Annotated in this window: 24 protein-coding genes; 20 read left to right on the top strand and 4 right to left on the bottom strand. The window is 36.9% G+C overall.

The window, feature by feature from the left end; all coding sequences use genetic code 11:
• Nucleotides 1-30 precede the first annotated feature (30 nt).
• From KHA97_RS14380 to KHA97_RS14370, 3 genes are read left to right on the top strand one after another with little or no spacing between them, the layout of a single operon-like run.
• Complete coding sequence (locus KHA97_RS14380; RefSeq protein ID WP_213125398.1) at nt 31-921, top strand: carbohydrate ABC transporter permease; 891 nt, start codon at nt 31-33, stop codon at nt 919-921.
• A gap of 14 nt (nt 922-935) precedes the next feature.
• Complete coding sequence (locus tag KHA97_RS14375) at nt 936-1,811, top strand: carbohydrate ABC transporter permease (protein WP_213125397.1); 876 nt, start codon at nt 936-938, stop codon at nt 1,809-1,811.
• Nucleotides 1,812-1,840: 29 nt separating this feature from the next.
• Nucleotides 1,841-2,971: a Gfo/Idh/MocA family protein gene (locus KHA97_RS14370; RefSeq protein ID WP_213125396.1), complete on the top strand. Its 1,131-nt coding sequence runs from the start codon at nt 1,841-1,843 to the stop codon at nt 2,969-2,971.
• Between the two features lie 121 nt (nt 2,972-3,092).
• Here KHA97_RS14370 and KHA97_RS14365 read toward each other — a convergent pair whose 3' ends face one another.
• On the bottom strand, nt 3,093-4,283 hold the full coding sequence (locus tag KHA97_RS14365) for a coenzyme F420-0:L-glutamate ligase (protein WP_213125395.1): 1,191 nt from the start codon (nt 4,281-4,283) through the stop codon (nt 3,093-3,095).
• A gap of 118 nt (nt 4,284-4,401) precedes the next feature.
• Here KHA97_RS14365 and KHA97_RS14360 point away from each other — a divergent pair, with 118 nt between their 5' ends.
• Nucleotides 4,402-5,292: a LysR family transcriptional regulator gene (locus tag KHA97_RS14360; protein ID WP_213125394.1), complete on the top strand. Its 891-nt coding sequence runs from the start codon at nt 4,402-4,404 to the stop codon at nt 5,290-5,292.
• 87 nt (nt 5,293-5,379) lie between these two features.
• Here KHA97_RS14360 and KHA97_RS14355 read toward each other — a convergent pair whose 3' ends face one another.
• The 3 genes from KHA97_RS14355 to KHA97_RS14345 are packed head-to-tail and all read right to left on the bottom strand — an operon-like array spanning nt 5,380 to nt 7,042.
• Nucleotides 5,380-5,730, bottom strand: a complete 351-nt coding sequence (locus KHA97_RS14355; protein WP_213125393.1) for a YrdB family protein — start codon at nt 5,728-5,730, stop codon at nt 5,380-5,382.
• Nucleotides 5,727-6,407, bottom strand: coding sequence for an MBL fold metallo-hydrolase (locus KHA97_RS14350; protein WP_213125392.1), 681 nt, complete (start codon nt 6,405-6,407; stop codon nt 5,727-5,729). The genes KHA97_RS14355 and KHA97_RS14350 overlap by 4 nt, the downstream gene beginning before the upstream one ends.
• The gene (locus KHA97_RS14345) at nt 6,407-7,042 is read right to left on the bottom strand and encodes a TetR/AcrR family transcriptional regulator (protein ID WP_213125391.1); all 636 of its coding nucleotides are present in this window, start codon (nt 7,040-7,042) and stop codon (nt 6,407-6,409) included. Before KHA97_RS14345 ends, KHA97_RS14350 begins: the two co-directional genes overlap by 1 nt.
• A gap of 150 nt (nt 7,043-7,192) precedes the next feature.
• On the opposite strand from KHA97_RS14345, the gene KHA97_RS14340 reads away from it, so the two are divergent.
• The 16 genes from KHA97_RS14340 (at nt 7,193) to KHA97_RS14265 (ending at nt 25,865) form a co-directional block, all read left to right on the top strand.
• On the top strand, nt 7,193-7,999 hold the full coding sequence (locus KHA97_RS14340; RefSeq protein WP_213125390.1) for a DODA-type extradiol aromatic ring-opening family dioxygenase: 807 nt from the start codon (nt 7,193-7,195) through the stop codon (nt 7,997-7,999).
• Nucleotides 8,000-8,252: 253 nt separating this feature from the next.
• On the top strand, nt 8,253-8,819 hold the full coding sequence (locus tag KHA97_RS14335) for an ECF transporter S component (RefSeq protein ID WP_213125389.1): 567 nt from the start codon (nt 8,253-8,255) through the stop codon (nt 8,817-8,819).
• A 52-nt stretch (nt 8,820-8,871) separates the two neighbouring features.
• The gene (locus tag KHA97_RS14330; RefSeq protein ID WP_407658027.1) at nt 8,872-10,383 is read left to right on the top strand and encodes an ABC transporter ATP-binding protein; all 1,512 of its coding nucleotides are present in this window, start codon (nt 8,872-8,874) and stop codon (nt 10,381-10,383) included.
• On the top strand, nt 10,358-11,119 hold the full coding sequence (locus tag KHA97_RS14325; protein WP_213125388.1) for an energy-coupling factor transporter transmembrane component T family protein: 762 nt from the start codon (nt 10,358-10,360) through the stop codon (nt 11,117-11,119). Before KHA97_RS14330 ends, KHA97_RS14325 begins: the two co-directional genes overlap by 26 nt.
• A gap of 52 nt (nt 11,120-11,171) precedes the next feature.
• Nucleotides 11,172-11,510, top strand: a complete 339-nt coding sequence (locus tag KHA97_RS14320) for a zinc ribbon domain-containing protein YjdM (protein WP_213125792.1) — start codon at nt 11,172-11,174, stop codon at nt 11,508-11,510.
• A gap of 186 nt (nt 11,511-11,696) precedes the next feature.
• Nucleotides 11,697-13,163 (top strand): PAS domain-containing sensor histidine kinase, encoded by a 1,467-nt coding sequence (locus KHA97_RS14315; protein WP_213125387.1) that lies wholly within the window; start codon nt 11,697-11,699, stop codon nt 13,161-13,163.
• A gap of 22 nt (nt 13,164-13,185) precedes the next feature.
• A complete protein-coding gene (locus tag KHA97_RS14310) occupies nt 13,186-13,836 on the top strand; it encodes a response regulator transcription factor (protein ID WP_213125386.1) in 651 nt (216 codons plus the stop codon).
• Between the two features lie 221 nt (nt 13,837-14,057).
• Entirely contained in the window at nt 14,058-14,774 is a 717-nt protein-coding gene (locus tag KHA97_RS14305) for an ABC transporter ATP-binding protein (RefSeq protein WP_213125385.1), read from the top strand.
• The gene (locus KHA97_RS14300) at nt 14,746-17,232 is read left to right on the top strand and encodes an FtsX-like permease family protein (protein ID WP_213125384.1); all 2,487 of its coding nucleotides are present in this window, start codon (nt 14,746-14,748) and stop codon (nt 17,230-17,232) included. The genes KHA97_RS14305 and KHA97_RS14300 overlap by 29 nt, the downstream gene beginning before the upstream one ends.
• Before the next feature lie 82 nt (nt 17,233-17,314).
• Nucleotides 17,315-17,473, top strand: coding sequence for a hypothetical protein (locus KHA97_RS14295; protein WP_213125383.1), 159 nt, complete (start codon nt 17,315-17,317; stop codon nt 17,471-17,473).
• A gap of 190 nt (nt 17,474-17,663) precedes the next feature.
• Nucleotides 17,664-18,704 carry a flavin-containing monooxygenase gene (locus tag KHA97_RS14290; RefSeq protein WP_213125382.1) on the top strand — a complete coding sequence of 347 codons (1,041 nt, stop codon included), beginning with the start codon at nt 17,664-17,666 and terminating at the stop codon, nt 18,702-18,704.
• A gap of 184 nt (nt 18,705-18,888) precedes the next feature.
• Nucleotides 18,889-20,658: an ABC transporter ATP-binding protein gene (locus KHA97_RS14285; protein ID WP_213125381.1), complete on the top strand. Its 1,770-nt coding sequence runs from the start codon at nt 18,889-18,891 to the stop codon at nt 20,656-20,658.
• A 285-nt stretch (nt 20,659-20,943) separates the two neighbouring features.
• On the top strand, nt 20,944-21,504 hold the full coding sequence (locus tag KHA97_RS14280; protein ID WP_213125380.1) for a sigma-70 family RNA polymerase sigma factor: 561 nt from the start codon (nt 20,944-20,946) through the stop codon (nt 21,502-21,504).
• Entirely contained in the window at nt 21,491-22,738 is a 1,248-nt protein-coding gene (locus KHA97_RS14275) for a hypothetical protein (RefSeq protein WP_213125379.1), read from the top strand. The genes KHA97_RS14280 and KHA97_RS14275 overlap by 14 nt, the downstream gene beginning before the upstream one ends.
• 292 nt (nt 22,739-23,030) lie before the next feature.
• Nucleotides 23,031-24,452 carry a hypothetical protein gene (locus KHA97_RS14270; RefSeq protein ID WP_213125378.1) on the top strand — a complete coding sequence of 474 codons (1,422 nt, stop codon included), beginning with the start codon at nt 23,031-23,033 and terminating at the stop codon, nt 24,450-24,452.
• Nucleotides 24,453-24,455: 3 nt separating this feature from the next.
• A complete protein-coding gene (locus KHA97_RS14265) occupies nt 24,456-25,865 on the top strand; it encodes a hypothetical protein (RefSeq protein WP_213125377.1) in 1,410 nt (469 codons plus the stop codon).
• Nucleotides 25,866-25,923 lie beyond the last annotated feature (58 nt).

Genomic DNA, 25,923 nt, shown 5'->3' with positions numbered 1-25,923 from the left:
TATAAATCAAAGGTTTTGGAGGAAACGAATATGTTTTCTAATAGTATTAAAAAAGATAATTACGGATATCTATTCATTGCTCCATTCTTTATTATTTTTTGCATCTTTGGTTTTTATCCAATCTTATATTCCTTGTATTTAAGCTTTACAAACTGGGATGGATTAAATGCTCCAGCGTTTGTAGGATTTGCAAATTATTTAAGAGCTTTTGAGGATCCGGTTTTTTACAAATCTTTGTTCAATACTTTTTTTATTTGGATAATATCTGTTATTCCTCAGTTAACGGTGAGTTTAGTGTTAGCGGTTATCCTAACTGAAAGGTATTTAAAAGGAAAAGAGTTCTTCCGTGCCGTTTACTTTTTCCCTAATATAGTAACCGCCGCATCACTAGGATTACTTGTTAGTTTAATGTTTGATTGGAAAACGGGAAGCATGAACCAAATGTTATTAAGTATGGGTATTTTTGATGACCCATATGATTGGAAGAATAATCCCTTTATTATGAGATTAATAGTGTCTACCATTCTCTTTTTTCAATATTTTGGTTACTCTATGTTAATCTATATTGCTGGTCTTCAGGGAATATCTCATGAGTATTCAGAAGCTGCCCAAATTGATGGTGCAAGTAAAGTTCAAGTATTTTTCAAAATAACGATTCCACTTTTAAGGCCTATTATTCTCTTTCAAGTAATCACTTCTTTAATAGGTGGGGTGCAAATATTTGATCAACCATATATGTTAACGCAAGGTTCAGGAGCGCCGGACAACTCAACTCTTACTAGTATTATGTACCTATATCGAACAGCTTTTGAGCAAAATAATTTTGGCTACGGTGCAACATTAGCTTTTTGCTTATTTTTTGTAATAGGAACCTTATCTATTATTTCATTTTTGGTTTCCAATCGCCGTAGCAGGGTATAAAGGGGGAGCAGAAAATGGAACTTTCTAATCTAGAAACAAAAACTAAAGAGATGATTAGTCCTGAAAGAAAAAGAGGGAAAAGGAAACTTTTTTTTCTATATTTAATACTCATATTACTTGCCATTGTTTGTTTTTTTCCATTTTATTTAATGATTATGTATTCTACGCATTCAAATGCTGAAATTGCTGCCTCCTTTGTATATTTACCCGGAGATAACCTAGTATCGAATTTTACAAGAATGATAGAAAAGGTGAATATAGGTAGAGGCTTTTTAAATAGTATTATTATTGCGGGTGGTTCAACCTTATTAACAATTTATTTCGGTGGATTAACGGCTTATGGATTTTCTAAATTTAAATTCCGTTTCAATAAGCAACTTTTTTATTTTATGTTAGCTACGATGATGATTCCAGGCCAATTGGCGTTAATTGGTAGCTACAAATGGCTTGGGATGTTGAACTTACTAGATACGCATGCTGCTATTATTCTACCGGCAGCTGCAAATACATTTGCTGTATTTTTTATTAAACAATTTATTGATGGTAGTATTCCCGATGAGATTATTGAGTCTGCACGGATCGACGGTGCAGGTGAATGGAGGATTTTCAATCGTATTATTTTTCCGATGTTAGCCCCAGCTCTATCTGCTATTGGTATTTTTACATTTATTGGTTCATGGAACAATTTTATCAGCCCTCTTGTTCTATTATTTTCTGAGGAAAAATATCCTCTACCTGTAGTAGTTGCTATGATCCAAGGTTATTATAGTACCGATTATGGCTTGCTTTATCTTGGAGTAGCCATCTCCGTATTACCAATTATTATTGTCTTTTCAATCTTCTCAAAGCGAATTATGGGAAGTGTTGCGATAGGTTCGGTAAAAGGATAACTAGTTAAAAAAGATATGGAGTGGTTTTAATGAAGCTAGTGAAACTGGGAATTATTGGTTGTGGAAATATTAGTAGCATATACTGTCAGGCGGGAAGCAGATTTCAAAATTTAGAAGTTGTTGCTTGTGCAGATATTGATCTTGAGCGTGCAAAAGCACGGGCAAAAGAGTTTAATATTCCAAAAGCATGTACGGTTGAAGAGTTACTTGCGGATCCAGATATTGAAATTGTTATTAATCTAACAATACCAAAAGCCCATGCGGAAGTGTGTATTGCAGCACTAGAGGCGGGTAAGCATGTATATGTTGAAAAACCTTTAGCTGTAACGCGGGAAGATGGGCAAAAAATATTAACACTTGCAAAAGAAAAAGGATTATTGGTTGGTGGGGCTCCTGACACCTTTTTAGGAGGAGGGATTCAAACGGTACGGAAGTTAATCGACGAAGGGGAGATTGGAGAGGTTGTTGGTGCAACAGCATTTATGATGAGCCCAGGTCATGAAATTTGGCATCCGGATCCTGAGTTTTATTATAAAGTCGGTGGAGGACCGATGTTTGATATGGGTCCATACTACATAACGGCATTAATAAATTTAATCGGCCCTATTCGAAAAGTTACTGGATTTACAAGAATTAGCTTTCCTGAAAGAACAATAACAAGTCAACCGAAATATGGACAAAAAATCCAAGTAGAAGTCCCTACCCATGTTGCAGGTGTACTTGAATTTGAAAGTGGTCCAATAGCAACAATTATTACAAGCTTTGATGTTTATGGATCCAAACTTCCTAATATTGAAATTTATGGGTCTAAGGGAACAATCGTTGTACCTGATCCGAATACATTTGGAGGTCCAGTGTATCTCTTTAAGCGGAATGAAGATGACCCTTTATCTATTTATAAAAACGGAATTAAATGGGAGGAAATTCCGTTAACACATGGGTATACTGATAACAGCCGTGGTATAGGTGTGGCAGATATGGCGGAAGCGATCAGGAATGGCAGAATACATCGTGCAAATGGTGATTTGGCATTCCATGTGTTAGACGTAATGCACGCTATTCACGATACGTCTAATAGAGGAGCTCATTATGAACTTTCTAGCACATGTGAGAAACCAGAAGCATTACCAATAGATTTTTTAGAATACAGTCATCAGTGATAATCGATAAATAATTACTTGGATTTTTTGTAAAATAAATAGAAAAGATAAACCCTCGGATAAGACATAAAAGAAAAAGCTCAACAATGCATAAAACCTATGCATTGTTGAGCTTTTTAAATTACTTCGTATAGTTATCAAAATACCCTTGTATAAACACGATTGGCGTACCTTTATCTCCGCTTCCAGACGTTAAATCAGAAAGGGAACCGATTAAATCTGTCAGTTTTCTAGGTGTTGTCCCTTGAGCTTCCATCGCTCCGACAAGATCATCGCCTTTATTATTGATATAATCGGCGATTGCTTTTTTAAGCTCCTCACCTTTTAAATTGGCAAAATTATTATCGGCAAGGTATTTTAACTTGATTTCATTAGGTGTTCCTTCGAGACCTGATGTATAAGCAGGCGATACAACTGGATCAGCAAGCTCCCAAATTTTACCCACTGGATCTTTAAATGCACCATCGCCATAAATCATGACTTCTACATTTTTACCGGTTTTTTCTTTGAGCACTTGTTGAATTTTATCGACGACAGGCTGGCAGTTACGCGGGAAAAGTTTTACGCTTTCTTCTGTTGATTTATTGGAACCCAAAAGGCCGTATGCCTCATTATATCCGCTGCCGTCGACAGATTCAGATAAAATATTATCAAGGCTATATATTTTTTCTCCGCCGTTTGCTTTTAAAATTCTTTTCGTTCTAAATCTTGTATGGATGTCACAAGTAAGAACATTTTTTGTATATTCTAAAATGGTTTTTGGATTGTTTGAAAAAATAACTTCACATTCAACGCCGTATTCTTCAACTAATGATTTATAATACTCGATATAATCGACACCTGTAAAAGGATGTTTATTGTATCCAAACAAATCACGGAATTGTTTTTCGGTTAAAACATCAGTCCAAGGATTGACGCCTTTTTCGTCGAGTGTATCGATATCAACTAGGTGATTCCCCACTTCATCAGATGGGTAGCTGAGCATTAATACAATTTTTTTTGCACCTTTTGCAATACCGCGAAGGCAGTTTGCAAAACGGTTGCGGCTTAAGATTGGGAAAATGACTCCTAGGGAATCGTCTCCGAATTTTGAATGAACGTCTTTTGCAATTTGATCGATCGTCGCGTAGTTACCTTGTGCGCGTGCAACGATTGATTCTGTGATGGACACAATATCTTTATCATTAATTTTAAAGCCTTCAACCTCTGCAGCTTTTAACACGCTATCTACAACGATTTCTTCGATATTATCGCCTTTATTTATGATCGGGCAACGAAGTCCTCTCGCAACAGTTCCGACTACTCTCTCCAAATTGATCGCCCCTTATAACTATTAAAGTTAATGTAAGTTAACTCTACTTGTAATATACAGCAGTCTAGTGGTATAAGTAAAATGGATATATCTAATAGTAGGTATAAGGTGTGGTTATATGGCAAGTAAATTAGATTTGTATAAAATATTTTGTGTCGTTAGTAAAAGAAAAAGTTTTTCTCAGGCGGCAAAAGAGCTATATATGACGCAGCCTGCTGTCAGTCAAGCGATTATGCAGTTAGAAAGAGAGCTGGACACTCGTCTTTTTAATCGGACACCTAAAGGCGTCACTCTAACTGACGAGGGTGCTATCTTATTTGAATACGCCAATTCAGCCATCAACCTAATTGATGCAGGAGAAGAAAAGCTTTTGGAGTTTAAGAATTTAACGGCAGGAGAATTGAAAATAGGTGTAGGTGACACGATTTCTCGTCACTTCTTACTTCCATACTTAGAAGCATTTCATAATCACTACCCAAATATAAAATTTAAGATGGTGAATGGAACAACGACAGAAATTTGTTCTTTGCTAAAGTCCGGAGAAGTCGATATTGGAGTATGTAATTTCCCTTTAGAAGACTCAGCGCTGGAGCTAAGACCGTGCATCGATATTCACGACATCTTTGTTTGCGGAGAAAAATTTAAATATTTGCTATCTAAACCGATAAGTATGGAAGATCTCGTGAAGTTACCGTTAATCATGCTTGAACGGAAATCAAATTCGAGAAATTATGTGGAAGAATATTTGATTTCAATTGGGATCAAGGTGTCGCCAGAATTTGAATTGGGCTCACATGATTTATTATTGGAATTTGCGAAAATAAATCTAGGAATCGCCTGTGTAACAAAGGAATTTTCCCAAGAAGATTTGAATAAAGGACAATTATGGGAAGTACCTGTCAAAGAAGAGTTGCCAAGTAGAAGTATAGGGGTTTGCTATTTAAAAAGCGTTCCGTTATCCCCAGCTTCAACAAAGTTTATAAAGATTATAGAACGCCAACAAGTTTAAACTTCATTTTGGCTTCCTATGATCCTTATTTTTTTATTAAACCACCAATTCAAGACCTAAGAAAACTCTACAACTTGAGAAGTAACATTAGAAAGTCTCAGCTTTATCGAAAAAATTCATGAGAATCATTTCAATTACGACTACCGTTCCAAATAAGAATGCAAGCTTTTCTTTATCTGATAAATAAAGGGCAGCGCAGGCTAAAGTAAATATTAATAACTGTAAAAGGATTCTCACATTTGAAGACACTGGAAAGGAGGCTTTAGGGGCAATGAATGTACCCCAAAAAATTGCAACCAATAGCGGTAAGCCTATTCCAACTAAAATCTTAATAGCCCAACCGCTCTTTAATTGAAACCCCCAAAAAGAAAATGCTGCAAGGGCACATAGTTCCATTAAAAAGAAGATGATGAATACTGTGTATTTGATAGCAATCATTGTAAAATGCTCCCTAATGATTTTTCCATATATTCTTCTATATGATCTGAAGGATTAAGAACAGTATATCCATGGCATACTTCTACCTTTTCTGGTTTTAGGTCCTTAATGATGGCACTGCTTTTTATGGCTTCATTCATGTCGGCAGTAAAAATAGATATTGGGCGCTTGAGTTTTCCCTTTTTAGAAGTAAAAAGGTCACCTGCCAACAATACTTGATCCTTTTCGTGGTAATAAGCAACATGACCAGGAGAATGGCCAGGTGTATGGTATGGAGTCAGTCCGCCGATTTGCAATAAATTTCCTGTTTCATCTTCTGGAAGTGATCGAACGATTTCTTTTGAGACGTTCTGTTCTGGTTTCTTTCTTTTTGGATAAGGAAGTTCACCAGTCATATAAGGATTTTCAATTCGATGAGCATAAACCGGAACTTTTAGTTTATTTGAGATTGGCTTGATGGCGCCAATATGGTCCAGATGTCCGTGGGTAAGTAGGATTCTTTTCAGAGGCCCCATGTTCAGTTTTTCAATGAATGTCAAAATTCCTTTCGCCATATTCGGCATCCCAGCATCTACAAGTGTTACTTCTCCTTTATCCACAACAACCCAAACATGAACGGGAATCAACATCCACGTTCTTAAACTCCAAATATGCTCGGAAACTTGTTTCACTTTCATCATTCATCCCCCATTTGATTAATTTTTTCCTTGAATCCCCAAACTAAAATTTCTACAGAGAGGTCAAAAGTTGGTGTTAATCTTTTCATTAACTCGCCAATAGATTCATGAAGATAAGAATAAGTACTCAAAACTCCATTTAGCTGATAATAGAAAATGCGAGAAAAGTTTAATAATAATTCATTGTCAGGCATTGAGAGACAGTCTTGTAAAACTTGCTTCATTAATGCAAAGATTTTTAAGCGCAGTTTATTTATTTCTAATTCTGGATCAGATTCATCTACTCGAGTTGATTTGACATTGAAAATGACATCGAACATATTCCTATTTTCTAAGCAGAACTGAATATATTCATGACTGATTTTTTTTAGTTGAGCCTCAGGGGTTAATGTGTCTGTGATTGTAATGGAGTTTAACTGTTTATACAGTTTTTCTAACGATGGCATAGAAAGCTGATGTAGCAGCGCTTCTTTGTCCTTGAAATAAAGATAGATGGTTGTATGAGAACAACCTGCTTCCTTAGCAATTTCTCTTATCGATACCGAGTCAAATCCTTTTTTCGCAAATAATTTTCCGGCAGCATTTAAAATTAGTTCTTTCGTTTCTTCTGAACGTTGTTCCTGTCTGCTTTTCATAATGGATTCATCCCTTTTTTAGTAAATAACCAACCACTGGTTACATTATAACCAGTGGTTAGTTATTGTGTCAATAAGATAAAATATCATTTTCTTTTTTAGCCAAAAAGTATAATAATGAAAAAAACATCTATTATGGGAGTGTGTAGTATGAATCCATTCATATTTTCATGTATTTGCCCACACGGGGGAGAAATTATACCGGAATTACAGGGAACCGATCCAAAAAGAATGGCGGTGACTCGCCAAAGTTTAAAGTTGCTAGGCAAAGAAATGGCGGAGGCAAAACCTGATGCGTTGATTGTGTTAACTCCGCACGGAACTCGAATTAATGGGCAGTTTTCGATTTCGGGTTCAGAAAGAATGGTTGGGACAGTGGATGAAAACGACGCATCTTATACAATAGAAAAAGTAGTGGATCGGGAGCTTGCAGAGGGAGTTGCTGAACATTCCAAAGCAGCTGGGTTTCCAGTTGGTGTGATAAATTACGGAACTTCATCAGGACCGATTTCCTGCTTGCCTCTTGACTGGGGAGCAATTGTTCCGCTTCGCTTCATGCCAGATGTGCCAATTGTTGTGATTACTCCGTCTAGAGATCTTTCATTCGAAAAGCATTTGGAATTCGGAAAGGCGCTAAGGGAAGCAGTACAAAAATCCGAGAAGCGAATAGGACTTATCGCAAGCTGTGACTGGTCACACGCCCATGATGCAGCCGGTCCTTATGGATATGATCCTGGAGCCAAACAGTTAGATGAAGAAGCGGTGGGATTAATCAAAAACAACAAACTTGAAAATATGGCTGACTTTGATGAAGATTTTATTGAAGCGGCAAAACCAGATGGGATTTGGCAGACCCTTATTCTGGCCGGTGCTATCCCTGAGGAAGAACGAAAAGTGGAGTTTTTATCTTACGAGGCTCCAACGTACTTTGGATTGATTTGCGCTGCCATTCGCTAGACATTGCACGAATGAATTTGATATAAGCTGGGAACTACGGTATACTAGCGCTAATTACATAAAATGTCCGTCCGGGTGCTTGAGTGAATCAGGCTGAGATAGTAGCTGTTAACCGCTGCTGACCGTTAATCTGATCTGGGTAATGCCAGCGTAGAGAATATAGATCCAGTGTGATCTTTTTTAGGCCCTTCTCGACCGTCTGCGCATTCAGACGGCTTTTTTTGTATAGAAAAAAGTTAAGGGGTTGGAAAAAATGAAGTTGAAGTTTTCAGATTTACTGATCACTGTCATGATTGGAATTGTCTTTGGCATCATTATGAAATTTTGGGATGACTTATATACGGTCGTGAAACCGATGCTTCCGGTTGCACGGCAATTAATTTATGGAATGTGGTTTATGGTCGGCCCATTTGCCTTTTTGCTTATTCGCAAGCCGGGGGTTGCTTTATTATCAAGCGTGTCTGCAGCGGGGCTTTCGGCGTTTATCGGCCACGGGATTGAAGTCCTCATTTACGGCTTTATCCAAGGGCTAGGTGCTGAGATATTATTCGCTGGATTCCGTTATAAAAAGTTCGGGATTGTAGTGGCAGGATTAGCGGGTATTGCGTCTTGCTTCGCCGGCTTCTTCTTAGATTGGTTTTATGGATATGCGAATTTAGAAGCATGGGCGCTATTTACGAAGTACGGTTTACGCGTCATTAGTGCTTTCCTATTTACTGGAGTATTTGCATACTATATCGTTCGTGCTTTAGAAGGGACGGGTGTAACAAATCTGATTAGACCAGTCTCTAAGGAAGAATATTCGCTGTTAGATAAATAGTTTGGTAAGGTTGGGAAGGGCCAATGAAACTCTTACTTTTTCGAAAAGCTAGGTGATTTTTTTGGAATTACAACTACAAGATCCGATAATGGGAGTTTCGAATTTACGATTAAAATTTCCAGGAGAGCCATCTTTGATTTTCAAGGATCTCTCCTTTACCGTTTTAAAAGGAGAAAAGGTATTATTGCTGGGGCCAAGCGGCTGCGGAAAATCAACCTTACTCCAAGTATTAAGTGGGATTGTTCCAAATTCGATTGAAGTCCCCCTCAAACATGATTCAATCCAACTTCCAGAATCATGGGGATTTGTTTTTCAGGATCCCGATACTCAATTTTGTATGCCCTATGTGGACGAAGAATTGGCTTTTGTATTGGAAAATTTAAATATACCAAGGGAACAAATGGATGAAATGATCAAAGATGCGCTTGTACGAGTAGGCTTAGGCTCATTAGACGTGCATACGCCTATACAGGATCTTTCACAAGGAATGAAGCAACGTTTGGCTCTTGCTTCGGTCTTATTGCTCCAGCCGGATGTTCTATTCCTTGATGAGCCATCCGCTTTACTAGATCCAGAAGGAACAGTTCAAATCTGGGATTCGGTGAAGGAAGTAGCAGGGGATAAAACGGTTGTGATTGTAGAGCATAAAATTGATCAAATTGCTGATTGGGTTGATCGGGTTGTGCTGTTCAATCATATAGGAGAAATTCTTGCTGATGGGCTACCTTCTGTCATTTTTGAAAAACATCGAGAAGAACTCATCCAATATGGCATTTGGTATCCAGAAGTGTGGCAGGATTATCTTGCATCGGAGAAATATAAAAATACCGAAGAAAATAGAAAGAAAGAAAATCTATCAACCTCACAAATCATTAAGCTTCAAGACTTTAAAGGATACCGAGGAAAAACGGAAAAATTAAATATCCCAAGGGCAGAGATAAGACGCGGAAGCTGGGTTGCGATTATCGGTGAGAATGGAGCTGGAAAAAGCACGTTCCTGCTTTCGTTAATGCAATTACTCCGCTCATCAGGCGTTTACGAAGTAAATGGTAAGCAGATTGACATAGATAAAAAGAAAAAAACTCCACCGACTGGACTATCACTCGTTTTTCAAAATCCTGAGCTACAGTTTGTGACGAATTCTGTATTTGACGAAATTGCCTTTTCGTATACAGTATCGGGATTGCCTGATTCGGAAATACGTGGGAAAGTAATGGATCTATTAGACACTTTTCAAATCCACGTCAACGAAGATCGTCATCCATTTCAATTATCAATCGGACAAAAGCGCCGACTCAGCGTAGCCACTGCTTTTGCCCAAGGTTCTGAAGTTCTATTATTGGATGAACCTACGTTTGGCCAGGATGCCCGGAACACTTTTATTATGTTAGAACAACTAGAAGAACTGCGTAAAAATGGAACGACCATCATCATGGTCACTCACGATATGATGATTGCTGAACAGTTTGCGACGGAAGTTTGGACAATCGATAAAGGTAAATTGATTCAGCAGGAGCAAAAACGAAAGGAGAATGCATATGCAGGAATGGTTTACACCCGCTAGAGAGACATGGCTTTATCGTGTTAATCCTGCACTAAAATTCGCTATGTTTTTTGCCCTGCTCTTAGTCGTCTTATTCAATCAACATGTTGCTTTCACCTTCAATCAGATGATCCTATATGGAATCCTGTTATATGGTTTTAGCGGATATTCGTGGAGGAGATTACTCCTCTTTTCGCTGCCTATAATCCTTTCATTTTTCTCGTCAGCGCTAACGATGATGTTATTTGGAAAAGGGGAAACAGTTTGGTGGTCTTGGGGCCTAATTAAAATATCTGAGGAAAGCTTTAATTACGGATTATTACTCGGATACAAAACGGCTTGTTTCGGTTTTTTGGGCTTGGCTTTCGTATTGACTTCTCGGCCTATTCTCTTTTTTTATGCGCTTATGCAGCAGTTTCGTCTCCCTTCTAAATATGCATATAGTTTCATTGCTTCGATTCGTATGCTGCCTGTTATTGTCGATGAATTGCAAACGAGGTCCAATGCTCTTAAAGTACGAGGCGTTCAATTTTCTAAAGGAATAAGAGGCTATTTTGAAAGATTAAGAATGTACACTGTACCGCTATTTGCACAAAGTATTCGAAGGGCTCAAAGGGTGGCGGTAGCGATGGAAGCAAAACGTTACCAAATGGGGGCAAAGAGAACGTACTTTTACCCGACAAATTATTCAAAAATGGATATCGTGTTTGTAGTTATTATGACGATTTCCTTTGTTTCAGCCTATTTGTTGGCGTAATATGGTACGATGGGCATAGATGGAAAGAATGGATACTGGAGGAAATGCAATAATGTCTAATTTGCCCAATTGCACTAAGTGCAATTCAGAATATACGTATGAAGATGGAAGCCTTCTCGTTTGCCCGGAGTGTGCCTATGAGTGGAGTTTACAAGAAGGTGAAAGTTCGAACGATGAAAAGGTTGTAAAAGACGCTCATGGTAATATTCTAAACGATGGCGACGCTGTCACTATTATTAAGGATCTAAAAGTAAAAGGGAGTTCTTCCGTTTTAAAGATTGGTACAAAAGTAAAAAGTATTCGTTTAGTGGAAGGCGACCATAACATTGATTGCAAAATAGATGGCTTTGGAGCAATGAAGTTAAAATCCGAGTTTGTAAAGAAGGCGTAACAGCTAAATAGTAATTTTACGAGTCAGGCATCTTTGCTTGGCTTTTTTTATTTTATCCTTTTCTTAGACCAATTTCCCACAATAAAAATGCACCATTCACGCAAGAAATTTTCGGTTCAAGGAAGCTTTTATCGTGTACACTCTATACTAAGAGATACGAAAAAAATAAAAATGAGCGGTGATTAAATGGAAGAATCAAATCGATTTAATTGGCTATTTGACACGATAACGACTCATACACTCGATATTATTGCAATTGTTGATCAAAATCGGAGAGTGCGATTCACAACCCCCATGTTTTTTGAGATTTTTGGGTCTAATCTTGAAGGAAATCCGGATTTAGATATTTTTGATGTCGTACATCCGGAAGACCGTGAATGGTTAATGGGAAGGCATAAAAATGTCATCGCAACACAGCAGACATCATCAACAGAGTATAGAGTAATTGATAAGTATGGAGAGATTAGACATTTCGAGTGCAAGACTACTCCTATTCCAGATACAGAAGATAATTTGACAGTCGTGGCAATAAGAGACATAACAGAAAGAAAATTAATGGAGAGTGAACTTCAACATAGGAAAAACCGCTATGAAGTTTTACAAAAAAGTTTAAGAGATTATTCGCAAGATTTGTCAGCTGTTATGAAAGCATCTGATTTAGAAGGTCGATTATTGAAAGAGGTTCGCTTTATCTTACCTATGTCTGAACCTGAAGTTATTGTCCTTGATAATGAAGAAAATTTAGATGAGGTGGACTTCTTTCTACAGCAAATCGTAATAGGAAAATTGGAAAGAATAAAGGACCAGTATTTTATTAAGATAGGAGATAAAAAGAACTGTTCTTACATTCTTTCGTTACAAGCGTCTTCTATCCAAGATTCTATGGAATCCATTTGGCTTGAAACGTTGGTTTATTATACGGTAATGGTATTTGAGAATTTAAATGTCATAGAAAATTTAATGAATCAATTGGAAACAACTTTGCAAAGAAATGAGACTCCTCAATGGGTATTAAGGTTGTTATTTAATCTCCAAGAGCAGCAACGATTAAATTTATCTAGTGACTTGCATGACACTGTACTTCAGGATCAAATAGATTTGTATAGACGATTGGAAGCGCTTTTGAATCGATATGAAATAGAAGCTGGGGTTAAAACCCAACTAAAAGCGATTGAACAAGGCTTACTTGATACGATCCATCAAATAAGAATGACATGCAATGAATTGCGTCCTCCACTACTTAGAGAATTAGGGCTAGAAAGAGCATTAGAAAACCTATTTGACCATACCCAAGTGTCATCGACATTTAAAATCAATTTTCAAACAGAGAATACAACGGACCTTATATTAAGTGAAGAATTAACGATAGGAATTTATCGAATTGTACAAGAACTATTAAATAACGCGGCAAAGCACTCAAATGCAACTAGTTTGAAATTTTGCTTGATTAAAGATGGCCCATTAAAAATCGTATACTCTGATAATGGTGTAGGATTTGATACGAACAAGCTAAACCCTTCCTTCAACAATATGGGACTAACAAGTATGCGGCAAAGAGTTCAAAGCCTTAACGGCTGTATTGAATTTCATTCACAATTAAATCAGGGGCTAAAAGTGTTAATAGAATTTCCAAAGTTTAGAGATGGAGCATGATATATAAGGAGAAGTGATACAAATGATTAACATACTGATAGTGGATGACCATTTATCCATTATTGAAGGGACGAAAATGCTTTTGGAGCAAGAGCCTGATTTTAGAATCACAATTGAAAATAGCTCATTAAGAGTAATGGATGAAATCAAACTGAATCAATATGATGTTTTACTTTTTGACTTATATATGCCCCACGTCAACGGATTGGAACTTACTAAAAAAGCGCTATCTTATAATCCGGATTTAACCATACTCATCTATACAGGATTTGATATTAAACCCCATTTTAATTTATTGGTAGAAGCAGGTGTCTCGGGATTCTTATCAAAAACGTCTTCACGCGAAGAGCTTGTAACTGGCATTCGATGCGCTTTAAGGCAACAGGTTGTATTGCCGCTATCATTAGTGAGGGAATTGAGAAGACCAGGAATCATAGCCAGTGGTAGTAATTCACAAGAAAAAGTCGTTCTTAGTTCGTTGGAGGAAGAAATTCTCACTGAGCTTGCAAAAGGAAAAAGTACTAGGGAAATTTCTACAAAATTAGCGATGAGTCAAAGATCTTTAGAGTATAATTTAACATCCCTTTATCAAAAATTTGGTGTTAGAACGAGAGTAGACACTGTACAAAAAGCAAAGGATCTTGGATTAATTCCTGAAGAAGAATTGAAATAAATTGATAAAAGACTATTATAAGTGGTTGGAAAACATCCATTTGAAATAGTCTTTTTATTTTATTAGGCAACGTTGCAAAACATATTCGGAGGCACCCCAAATTTCTGCGGTGCCTGTTCAGAATGTCTGCGGTTTGTAGTGAATGGAATCGCCGTACAATGTAATCAACTTAGAGAGTTTCACGAATATTACGTTAAAAAATGAAAAACGGAGGTATTTTTATGATTTCGATTCAAGACGTATCAAAGGTGTATTCTTTAGAGTCCGGTGATTTTTTTGCACTAAAACATAACAATGTCCACATCAAAAATGGTGAGTTCGTAGCCATTATGGGTCCTAGTGGATCTGGGAAAAGTACACTCTTGCAATTAATGGGTGGGTTGGACTTACCGACAACAGGAGAAATGATTGTTGATGGTGTTCATTTAAACAAATTGAATGAAAAAGAACGAACGCTTTTCCGTCGAACAAAGGTAGGGTTTGTCTTTCAAAACTATCAACTGCTGCCTATGATGACCGTTGCCGAAAATATTGCACTCGCCCTATCAGCTAATAAAACTCCTAAAGATGAGATTTTACATCGAGTTAAGCAGCTGATGAAGGATGTAAACCTGGAAGGGAAGGAATCACAGTTTCCGTCCCAGCTAAGCGGAGGTCAGCAACAACGGGTAGCCATTGCGAGAGCACTTGCTATGAAGCCTCAATTAATTTTGGCAGATGAGCCTACCGGAAATCTAGATCAGAAAAATGGCACTGATATTTTGCAATTACTTTCCAAGTTGAATAAGGAAGAAAAAATAACGATTGTGATAGTGACTCATGACGAGCAGGCTGCTAAGGTAGCAGATCGCATAATCTTAATCTCGGATGGCGAAATTGTACAGGATCGCAGAAAGGGAGTGGCTAGAAATGAACCATTGGCTAGTAGCATGGCGTAACTTAATGCGAAGAAAGCTCCGAAGCTTTCTAATGATTGTGTCAATTGTTATTGGGGTAGCATCTACATTTGCCGTCGTTGCTGCTGTTGACTCTGCCGAAAAAGCATTCCCGATTTTCTTAAAAAATGCTTTTGGGAAAGCGGATTTTAATATTAACGGGACAGAGGCGTATTTTTCAGAAGAGGTTCATCAAGATATAAAGAAATTAGAAAGTATGTCATCCATTGCGGTGTTAAAAGAAAATACGAATATTGAAATCGAAGGGGCGAACAAATCCCCCATTCAAAAAAGAGTCGTTCTCAGCGGATATAGCGATTTAGATACTCCTGTTACGGGTTTTAAAGTCGTTGAAGGGAGTCTGAATAACGGTGGAGCTGTCATCACGGATCGAACAGCTAGAGTATGGAAAGTCAATGTAGGAGATACGATTTCCTTCAAAACAGATTCCGGAATACAAAGCATTAAAGTATCAGCCATCGTCAAATATACGGTTGAACTTATGGGACCATCAAGCTGGTCGATGGCAAACTATCACCCATGGTCGGTAGCTGTTCCGTTAAAGGTTGTACAGGATTGGTATCGTCTTCCAGGAAAAATTGACAATATCCAAGTCAAAGTAAAAGACGTATCTACATTGAAAACTGTAGAGAGCCAACTAGAACAATTCGTTAAAAATTACGATGGAATCTATATGCAACCTGTCGTGATCGACTTTGAATCAACATTCAAAACGCTTGATTCGTTCTTTCTAGCTCTTTATATTGCGGGATTTCTAGGTATCGTCCTTAGTGCTTTTATCATTTTCCATTCTTTCTATGTAAGTATGAAAGAACGCAAAAATGAATTTGCTGTATTAAAAACCGTGGGGTATACACCTTCCGACATAAGAGCAATGGTTTTAGCTGAGGTTATACTGATTTCCATTTTGGGAACAACGATTGGGTTATTGCTCGGATACGCATTTGGACTTGGATTAAAATCCCTTATCTTCTTAATATATAGCGTCTATGAAGGCGGAATGGTATTGATGAAAGGCTTAATACTTTCTGCTCTTGCCGGTTTGCTTGTTCCCATTCTTGCTGCATTGTATCCGATGCGCCAGGCAGTTAACGTAAGTGTCATTGAGGTAGTAAAAGAAAATCGCGCTACAGCTTTTAAGCCGAGTAAGTGGCTGGCCTTTATAGGAATTTTGTTGATCGCATCCGGGTTTTTTATTAAACATTTACTTTTGATTGTACCGTTGATGATAGGGATCATTTTCGTTTTTCCATATTTGTTTAAGCTATTTGAATTTTTCCTAAAGAAAGTGGTTTATAAACCATTATTCCGCTTCTCTGGTGAATTGGCTGCAAATAATTTAAACCGGAATTTAGGCCGTACTTCTATGACATCAGTCATTCTTTGTTTAGGAATTACGATGATTATACTAATGAGTTCATTGAATTCTGCTCTTTTACAAACATATGAAAAAGTGATCTATTCATCGTATGGAGGAAATTTAGATATCATGTTTCACCATGTTGAAAAAGAGGATTTAGAAACCTTAAAGAATATTGAGGGTGTTGACGGGGCAATCACTTATTCTATGCAATCCGTTATCTGGAGCCTCGGCGACCAAAAACGTAAACTGCCGGTTTATGGGGTTGGCGAGGAATGGATTGATCGTTTCTCATTGTTTACTTCTCCAGATATGAGTAACAGTGAGCGAATAAAGCAATTACAGTCAGATGAAATCCTTTTAGATAAAATTTCCTACGATGTGTGGGGAGGTACATTCGGAGAAAGCATTCTACTCGATACACTTCAAGGATTAAAAGCTTATAAGGTTGTTGGCATTGTCGACTCGATGAAAAACAGCGGCTACGGGGCTTTTATGAAAGAAGAAGCCTTTAAAGAGAGTTTTGGACTTAAATATGAAAGAAATGCCCTTGTCATAAAAGATGAGGATACAAGTCCGCTGGAATTAAGGAAAAGAATTTTTGATCAGTTTGGAGAAAGAATTGAAGAAATGTTTGGACCGGAAGATTGGGTAGCCGTAATTAAAGCGACTTTTACAGGATCATTCACGATTATAAACGGACTTGTCGTCTTAGCCATCATAGTTTCAGGGATTGGAATCACCAATACATTATTGATTAGTGTAATGGAACGGATTCGTGAAATTGGGATGATGCGTGCAGTTGGTGTGTCACGCAGGCAAATAGTTGGCATGATTCTACTGGAAGGTTTAGGTATCGGGCTAGCGGCGACAATTATCGGCTCCCTGTTTGGAATTCTTTTAATCTATATTACTTCCACGTTTTTGGAAGTAAGTTCACTCACTTTTGATTTTGGAATCTCATGGGGCATCATCTTTGCAACTACTTTGTTTGGACTTTCTGTTAGCTTGATTTCTAGTTTTGCTCCCGCCTCAAGAGCTGCAAAAACAAAATTAAGTGAAGCATTGAGATACGAGTAATTAAGAAATTATTATACAAAGCTAAGGGGCGGAATGAAATTTCCGCCCAAAACGAAGGATGGTACGAGGGAGGGTGGTAACCGTGAATAATCTCTATGTTGAAGAAAAATTAATGAAGCTTGAAGAACGTGAACGCCAGCGAAAGGCTGATCAGGCGTGGATGTGGTCAAATAAAGGTGGGGATGTACCTCCTAAAAAAACATTCCTTTTAAAAAACAGACTGTTAATTGGAATTTTTTAGAAAGATATATTTATTCAAATAGGTTGAATATGTGGATACGTAATGTTTAATATATTTCTATGATACAAAAATATTAATGAACAAGTTTGAACAACTACTAAAATAGCAAATGCTTTTTTATAAATAGAGTACTCATGGTTTCATTTGCGATAGAAGAGTTGGCTGGACTTAATGTGGTAGGAGAGAGTTTATGGTATATGATGTAGTTGTTATTGGTGGTGGCCAGGCGGGATTGGCCATGGGTTATTACTTAAGGAAAACGCACTTATCTTTTATGATTCTTGATAGCAATGAATCAGTTGGTGATGCTTGGCGAAAAAGGTATGACTCTCTAGTCTTATTTACCCCGCGGTTATATAGTTCATTACCCGGCTTGGCGTTGGATGGTGATCCTTCAGGTTTCCCCACGAAAAACGAAATTGCTGATTACCTTGAAAGATATGCTAAAACGTTTAATTTGCCTATTCAAGTAAAATGTAAGGTGACGAAGGTTCGGAAAGAAAATAATGAATATCATATTGTTACAAATGACTCTAAAATAAAGTCTAAAAAAGTAATCATCGCAACAGGTCCTTTTCATACTCCTAGAATCCCATCATTTGCAAAAGACCTTCCTAAAAACGTTGTTCAGCTTCATTCTTCTGAATATAAAAATCCATCACAATTAAATCGAGGCTCTGTCTTAGTTGTTGGAGGCGGAAATTCTGGTGCACAAATTGCTGTTGAACTATCAGATTCGCACGACACATACTTATCCATTGGTCATAAAATTCGCTTTCTCCCTTTATCAATTGGTAAAAAGAGCTTCTTTTGGTGGTGTGAGAAAATAGGGCTATTAAAGGCGAACGGAGACTCCTTTATCGGAAAAAAATTTAAAGACAAACCAGATCCAATATTTGGCTTTGAGTTAAAAGAGAGAATCAAAAATAATGAAGTTCAATTAAAAACTAGAACAAAGTCTATTAAGGAAAATGTAATTCAGTTTGAAGACTTATCAACATTAAAAGTGCAAAATGTTATTTGGGCAACTGGTTTTAATAAAGATTACTCGTGGATAGATATCCCTAACCTTTTTGATGGGAATGGCAATATAAAACATAATAGGGGAATTACAGAAAACACTGGCCTATACTTTCTAGGTCTTCCGTGGCAACATCGCAGAGGATCCGCCCTTTTATTAGGGGTAGGAGACGATGCAGAATATTTAGCTCACCATATAGAATCAAATTAGTAGAAGTGATTATTTCAAATTCTAAAAATCTACCATTTTGGTAGATTTTTTTGCGTTCTTACCACAAAAACTTGCGGTATGACTCAAAAACTGTGCGGGGAAAATTCATAAATACTGCGGTTAGGAAGGACTGAAATCGCCGTACAATGACATCAATCAATAGAGATTGAAAGGAGTACGGACGATGAACAACTATCAATTATTTATGCCATATGTGAAACAGGTTAGCAAATTGTATCTTATCGGATTTATTGGAAGTATATTTAGATTCCTGATTCCACTTTTTGTTCCATTAATTTTGAAGTATATATTTGATCAATTGCTGCAAAATGAAGCGTTGAGCCGAACGGAAATGCTCGAACAACTTTTATACATTTCAGCAGGAATGATTATTGTGTTTCTTTTCCTACGCACCCCTATGGAATATGTACGGCAGTTTTGTATTCATAAGGCAAACAATAATATTATTAAACAGCTTCGGAAGGATGCTTTTCAAAAGGTTCATTCCTTAGATGCAAAGTATTTTGTAGATAATAAAAGTGGAGAAATCGGAACTCGCTTTTTCGATGATATTGAAAAGGTGAGAGGCTTTTTGACTGCGATGTTTGGGAACATCTGGATTGAAATGATTGTGCTGCTTTTTGTTATCACTGTGATGGTCACTCTTAATGTGAAGCTAGCCGTTTTATCGGTTCTGTTAGTCGGTTTTCAATTTGTTTTAGCTCATCTTTTATCTAAAAAATTTAAAAGATCCACCCGAAACATGATGAAGTATCGGTCGGTAATGTATGGGTTTATTTTTGAAAAAATTCAGGGTGCCTTTCTATCTAAATTATTTGCTGCGGAAAAGCGTGACAAGGAACAATTGGATGAACATTTAACCCATTTCGATCATTTAACAGATAAGCATGCTAGAGTAAATGCAATCATGCTAGCTTCTGTTAATGTTCTAAGTGATATGACACCGTTTATCGTAGCGATAGTCGCAAGTCTATATGTGATAGATGGAAGCTTAACAATTGGTAGTTTGATTGCATTTTTCGCGTATGTGGATAAAATGAGAAGTCCTGTTGCAGCCTTGGTGAATGCCTATCCAGCAATCGTAGAAGGAAATGTCGCCCTTAAAAGGATCTTCGACTTTTTCCTTACACCATCTGCTATTACAGAAAGTGAAAAGCCAATAGATTTAAAGCAATTTCATCAAGCTATTCACCTAGACAATGTATCCTTTTCCTATGACGGAAAAAATGAAATCATTAAAAACATGTCATTGACATTAGAAAAGGGAAAAACATATGCATTTGTCGGCGAAAGCGGCGGCGGAAAGAGCACCATTCTGCAACTGTTGCTAAGAATGTATGATGCGAATAAGGGTGAAGTGTTAATAGATGGAGTGAATATTAAAGATTACTCGATTGCCAGTCTTAGAGAGCATATGGGGATTGTGACACAGGATAATTTCTTATACAGCACCTCGATTAAAGATAATATTAAAATGGCAAAATTGGATGCGACGGATGAGGAAATCATCGCTGCTGCCAAAAAAGCATTCGCTCATGATTTTATTTCAGAATTACCACAACAATATGATACAGAAATTGGTGAAAGAGGAATTAAGCTATCTGGCGGTCAGAAACAGCGAATTGCCCTTGCACGTGTATTTTTAAAAAATCCTTCTCTCATTATTTTAGATGAAGCAACGAGCGCACTAGATAATGAAAGTGAAAAGCTTGTTCAAGAATCAATCAGCCAATTCGAGAAAGATAAAACAATTATCATGATTGCCCATAGGCTTTCTACAATTGTTAATGCAGATATGATTTTTGTTGTGAAAAAAGGTGAAATCGTTGAAAAGGGTAACCATCAAAGCTTGCTTAGAAGAAATGGGTATTATAAAGAGTTGTATTCCAAGCAGAATATGATAATTGGTGAGGGATTAACTGCTGCTGGATGATGTATATGGATGCTACTTTGGTGGTCTATACGTTAGATGAGATAATCTATTGTCTTGTCTAACGTTTTTTTTCGTGAAAATAAGAGAAAGTTTCATCCGTTTATAGGATAAGGAATCTACATGATATTATCAAAATGTACATAATTATATTATTCAGAGATGGATCGATATAAGTAGTTAATAAGAATTCCAAATCATTTTCATTTAAAGAATTTTTTGTAAGATGCTTGCGTCGATAATGATTAGTGTGTCGTCAAAGTATCAGGGGAGGTTGAGAGGCATTCGATGTTTAATTTTATGAAGAAAGATACTTTGAGTCATGAAGAACGGATGAGAATCGCTGAAGAACTCATAGATACATATGGAAAGGGCATGACCAGCTTTGCTTACACATATTTGAAGGACTGGGGAGAGGCGGAAGAAGTGGTCCAGGAGGTCTTTATTATTGTGTATAAAAAAATTGATGGATATAAAGGAATTTCCTCTATCAAAACGTGGTTATACAGCATCACAGCGAATAAATGTAAGGATGTCCTAAAAAGCAGTTATAAAAAAAGATCAGTTATTACCGATAAAATCCAGTTATTTGTAAAAGATACGGAATCATCAACTGAGGATGAATATTACAAAAATATTAATGCAGAACAATTAGCACAATCAATTATGGATTTACCAATTAAATACCGTGAAATTATTATTTTATATTACTATAACGATCTAAATACAGAAGAAATTAGTAGATTACTAGATATGAGTAATTCTACAGTTAGAAGTCGCTTGCGAAGAGGGAGAAATTTATTGAAAGCAAAGCTTGAAGGGGGTAATGAATACTATGGACAAGTCTAACAATTGGATTAAAGAATCGTTAGAACATGAAGTCTTTGAGAATAACCCATTTAACGAAGATAGCAAAAAAAGAATATTGCAACGTTTAAATAAAAGAGAAATTCGTGCTTCAAATAATCCCTTCAATAAAATGGTCCCTGCCATTTTGACCGTAATGGTATTTGTTATAGGTTCCTACGCAATTGGTTCTTTTGCCTTTAAAGAGCTAGCAGGGAATCCACCAGTGGATAATAAAAATGAAATCGGAAGCGGAGAAGAATCTAACATACAGGTAAATGAACCGAATGAAAATAAAAATGATTCTTTGATAAATGAAAAGACGTTTCGTACGTACGGAATTAATCCGGAAAAGGTGGGAGTAGATATTTATGCGGACATAAGTGGCTTCTATCCTTTAAGTGAAGATCCATTTGCTGCACACGAACACTATCCTTTGATGGATTTTGGTTATGTAAATGTTACCGAGAAGAAGTTTATTATGACTGGTCAGGAAATCGACGAGATACACGACAAATTCCCAGAGATTAGTATATTTGTACCAGCTGGTGTTTTCTATGAAGGAGAGCTTATCCAGGCCGTTTTCGATATTGGTAGTGGAAACAGAAATACTAAAAAAGAAGAAGAAATATTGGAAGAAATAAAGAAAAGATTCCCGACCGTACCTATATTTATTAGTTTTTCTGATGTGTCAACAGGAGGACAAGATGAAAAAATCCTTATCCCTCAATCGTTTGGATATGGTTTAGGTGATTATTCGTATATCCAAAATGTTTCTGATGCATTGTATGCTGGCAATATTAATACGATTTTAGAGCTTTCAAAAACGAATAAACAATTTGTAGATGAATCTAAGTCAATCGGAGAAAACGATATGCTAAATAGAGCGTATAAAACAATGGCTTTTGAGGGTTACTTTATTAAAGGTAGTGGTGATTATGGATCTTTTCCTAATGGGAAAAGTGATATTCTGAAAGCAGGTACACTTCAAATATGGTCTGAAGTTCCGTTGAATATACCAGAGCAACAAGAAGCTATCAATCAAATGATTGCAACTATCGAACATTTTTATGATACAAAGGAATTCGCGCTAATAGTGACCTATCGTACCGACCCGAATTTCTTAAATGAAAAAAGTAAAGAAGAATACGGAGGATGGTCGGTAGGATATAAAATGCCAAACAATCCGAATGTAATATTTAAACATTTAGAGGGGATTGATCCTTATAATCCGTGACAGTAGGAATTATACATTTTGGTCGTATTTTATTAGATAACTAACTTGGTCAGTTAAAAGGGGAATTATAATGGAAAAATTGATAAATACCTTTACTGAGAAAAAATACCGGTAAAAATCCAATTACCTATGGATATTCCTTTAAATTTCAATCTGATGCGGAACTTTCCACGTTTTTATCAAAGTATAACGGTTAAGTAGGTTATCTTATCAATCAATCATTTACCAGAGTTAAAGAATGTTTTATCCTAAATATGGGATAAAAGTTTTTGAAAATTTGGGGGAATAAAAAGTGACACTAACATCTACAGACACACAGAATTTTATCGACATCATTTCAGACTTTGCACCAAAGCTAGTAGGAGAAATGGGAAAAGCTTATGTGAAGCCGGACATACCAGAGAAGAAGCTGCAAAATGCGCTTCAATCATATGGAGAAGGAATCAATGCAACGAATGTCGTTGCTCTTTATGATGGTACTACTTTTGGTAGTGCAAAGGATGGTTTCCTTATTACAAAGGCGGGATTTTACTATAAAGAAATTCTTGTAAAGCCTACATATATTAATTTTAATACGATCACGAAAGTAGAAATGGAAGAGGTTGCGGTTCCGAGAAAAAACAAGCCTGACAAAATTAACTATACGTTACATATTGAAGTTGGCGATGAAAGGATCACCTTTGCTGTTAACAATCTATACGTGGATGGCGAGCAACTATATTTATTTTTACAAAAGGTGATTGAATCGAAGGATCAAGACTTGATTGATGAAACAGATAAAATCATGATTTTAGAAGATATGCATGAAGATGTAAAACTAAACTACGTCAAAGCTATCGTCCAATTTGTCATGAATGAAAATGATGAAATTGATGCGAAGTCGCTTTCTGAAATCCAGACGCTCATGGCGCAATTGAACTTTGATGCAGAGTTGCGTCATCAAATCCGTTCTTATGTGGCGGAACCTTCGCTATCTATTGATGAATTGCTAGAAAGAATGATTGTTAATATTCCACGCGGAAGCGAAAATGCTTTGAAAATCTCATTAGTTAAAGATATGATTCGTGTCCATCGGGCGAAAGGAACTGATACTCCTGCGTTGGAAGTTGAGTCTATTGTTAATCTAGCAGAACGATATGATATTGATGAAAGTCAGATTACCGTCATTGAACAAGGAATTAAAAATGATGAAAAAATAATGCGCGGAGAAGTGAAAGACGATCAAATCATTAAAAATGCGAAAGAATTGTCTGCAAGAGCTGCTTCGGTAGGTGTACCAATTGCTGCAATCTATATGAGCGGCAGTGTTGTCGGATTGAGTGCAGCAGGACTTACATCCGGGTTGGCTGCACTTGGTCTTGGCGGTGTTCTCGGATTATCTTCCATGGTAACGGGCATTGGCGTTGTCGTTATTGCTGGAGTCGGTGTATACAAAGGCATTCAATGGCTGACAGGTGGCAGTGAGCGTTCGAAAACGCAGAAACGTGAATTTTTTATCCAAGAGATTATTAAAAACAACCAAAAAACAATTAACAATTTAGCTGAGGACGTAAATTTCTTTGCAGAGAAAGTAGTTGAAATTGCTCTTGAACAAGAAGTTAACAAACAAAGACTAGAAAAGCTTGGGAAAGAGTTGAGTATTTTTACGAAGGCATTAAAAACCCTTCAAGAAAAAGGCATTGATTTACAGGCAGTATTGGAGCAAAAGGATTAATCTATGAAAAAATTTGAGAAAGCATTAATTGTCCAAGATGACCAAATAAAAAGAATATCGAAAACTTTAAGCGATGTACAAGCAGTTGGAAGTGAATTGAAAGAGGGAAATGCAGCCCTAAAAACGAAGCTGGATGAGGCAGATGAACAAATGAACCAGCTCTTTGCCTCACTCGGGATCAATCTAAAGGATTTGGATACAGAGGGTTTCAATGTATCCGGTTCTATTCAATTATCAAGTGATGAAATGGCCAAAATCAAACTTCCAACCTTTGAGCCGCTTCCGATTGTTAACGGTGCAAATTGGGATGAATATGAGAAAAACATTGATTCATATATGGATAAATATGAATTGGATTTGAACATTGATCCAATTAAGCAACTCTTATCAGCCCAACAAATTAGGGAGATAGAAAATAAATTTTATCAAGAATTTGGAGATACTCGTTGGACAAAATGGGATTATACAATAGTAGGACTAGCTGCCCTTGTTGGTTTTTTAGTAGATTTGCTAGTTGTCAAAATGCCAGCAGGCGCGGCAGATAAATATGTTCCTCAGTCTCAAAAAAGCGCGGCAGGAAAATGGGTTAACAAAATGATGGATTCTTATTTGAATCCAGAAAATAATGCAGCGATTAGAAAATTAGAAAGCTGGGCGAAAACGCCGTACGACGCAGTTAATGTGAAAGCCTTTGATCGAATTATAAGCGAAGAAGGACCAATCAAAATGAACGCCAATCTTCATAGGTTGAAAACACCAGGACATGATCCTGTGCTGCAACTGATTTTTGGTGTTTTGGATTGTATGAATGGGACGATTTCGGTATTTGATCAAAGCGGAAAATTGGCTGTATTGGATAATCCTAATTTTGGAGGGACGAATCTATTTTTATCGATCACGAAAACATTAGCTCACTTCATTACGGATATTGGTACTCCAAAAGGAGTCGTACCACCATTTTTTTCACTAACACAAGCCATCACGTTAGACACTCCTTTCGAGATAAATGACATGGGTACGATAAGAAATATGAAACTGAATGAACTTGCAGAGCGCATGTATTCCGTTGGAGGATATAACTTCAATCATTTTCTCGTCATGTCTCTAACGCCTCTTTCTGTCGAAATGATTATTCGAGGCTATCACTGGATGACGAAACCTACAACAAACGTCGATTTTAAACGTGATTATAAACTTAACAGCATGCTTACGTTAGCTCATTCCTTAACGATGTCTACTAATATTATAAAAATGTGGCTAAATGGTTGGAATCCGCTTTCGTTTAACTACGCGGAATTGCTCATGCTTATAAAATCATTTTATTCTTTTGTTAGGGCAAAATCGGAAAGAGATAAAAAGATTGAAAATATACTTCTTCAAAATTGGGAAGAGATGTATCGTGCTCATTTTTAATAGTAGAACCCGTCGATGAATTGAATCGATGGGTTTTTTGCATATAAACAAAGAGGAA

The sequence above is a fragment of the Lederbergia citri genome (genome assembly GCF_018343625.1).
Lineage (GTDB): Bacteria > Bacillota > Bacilli > Bacillales > Bacillaceae_C > Lederbergia > Lederbergia citri.
The sequence above is the reverse complement of the archived record's forward strand: the minus strand, read 5'-3'. Positions and strand labels throughout refer to the sequence as shown.

Excerpts from the sequence above, each read along its gene's own strand:
- KHA97_RS14380 (WP_213125398.1), top strand. The coding sequence starts at position 31 with ATGTTTTCTAATAGTATTAAAAAAGATAATTACGGATATCTATTCATT.
- KHA97_RS14375 (WP_213125397.1), top strand. The coding sequence starts at position 936 with ATGGAACTTTCTAATCTAGAAACAAAAACTAAAGAGATGATTAGTCCT.
- KHA97_RS14370 (WP_213125396.1), top strand. The coding sequence starts at position 1,841 with ATGAAGCTAGTGAAACTGGGAATTATTGGTTGTGGAAATATTAGTAGC.
- KHA97_RS14360 (WP_213125394.1), top strand. The coding sequence starts at position 4,402 with ATGGCAAGTAAATTAGATTTGTATAAAATATTTTGTGTCGTTAGTAAA.
- KHA97_RS14355 (WP_213125393.1), bottom strand. The coding sequence starts at position 5,730 with ATGATTGCTATCAAATACACAGTATTCATCATCTTCTTTTTAATGGAA.
- KHA97_RS14350 (WP_213125392.1), bottom strand. The coding sequence starts at position 6,407 with ATGAAAGTGAAACAAGTTTCCGAGCATATTTGGAGTTTAAGAACGTGG.
- KHA97_RS14345 (WP_213125391.1), bottom strand. The coding sequence starts at position 7,042 with ATGAAAAGCAGACAGGAACAACGTTCAGAAGAAACGAAAGAACTAATT.
- KHA97_RS14340 (WP_213125390.1), top strand. The coding sequence starts at position 7,193 with ATGAATCCATTCATATTTTCATGTATTTGCCCACACGGGGGAGAAATT.
- KHA97_RS14335 (WP_213125389.1), top strand. The coding sequence starts at position 8,253 with ATGAAGTTGAAGTTTTCAGATTTACTGATCACTGTCATGATTGGAATT.
- KHA97_RS14325 (WP_213125388.1), top strand. The coding sequence starts at position 10,358 with ATGCAGGAATGGTTTACACCCGCTAGAGAGACATGGCTTTATCGTGTT.
- KHA97_RS14320 (WP_213125792.1), top strand. The coding sequence starts at position 11,172 with ATGTCTAATTTGCCCAATTGCACTAAGTGCAATTCAGAATATACGTAT.
- KHA97_RS14315 (WP_213125387.1), top strand. The coding sequence starts at position 11,697 with ATGGAAGAATCAAATCGATTTAATTGGCTATTTGACACGATAACGACT.
- KHA97_RS14310 (WP_213125386.1), top strand. The coding sequence starts at position 13,186 with ATGATTAACATACTGATAGTGGATGACCATTTATCCATTATTGAAGGG.
- KHA97_RS14305 (WP_213125385.1), top strand. The coding sequence starts at position 14,058 with ATGATTTCGATTCAAGACGTATCAAAGGTGTATTCTTTAGAGTCCGGT.
- KHA97_RS14300 (WP_213125384.1), top strand. The coding sequence starts at position 14,746 with ATGAACCATTGGCTAGTAGCATGGCGTAACTTAATGCGAAGAAAGCTC.
- KHA97_RS14290 (WP_213125382.1), top strand. The coding sequence starts at position 17,664 with ATGGTATATGATGTAGTTGTTATTGGTGGTGGCCAGGCGGGATTGGCC.
- KHA97_RS14285 (WP_213125381.1), top strand. The coding sequence starts at position 18,889 with ATGAACAACTATCAATTATTTATGCCATATGTGAAACAGGTTAGCAAA.
- KHA97_RS14280 (WP_213125380.1), top strand. The coding sequence starts at position 20,944 with ATGTTTAATTTTATGAAGAAAGATACTTTGAGTCATGAAGAACGGATG.
- KHA97_RS14275 (WP_213125379.1), top strand. The coding sequence starts at position 21,491 with ATGGACAAGTCTAACAATTGGATTAAAGAATCGTTAGAACATGAAGTC.
- KHA97_RS14265 (WP_213125377.1), top strand. The coding sequence starts at position 24,456 with ATGAAAAAATTTGAGAAAGCATTAATTGTCCAAGATGACCAAATAAAA.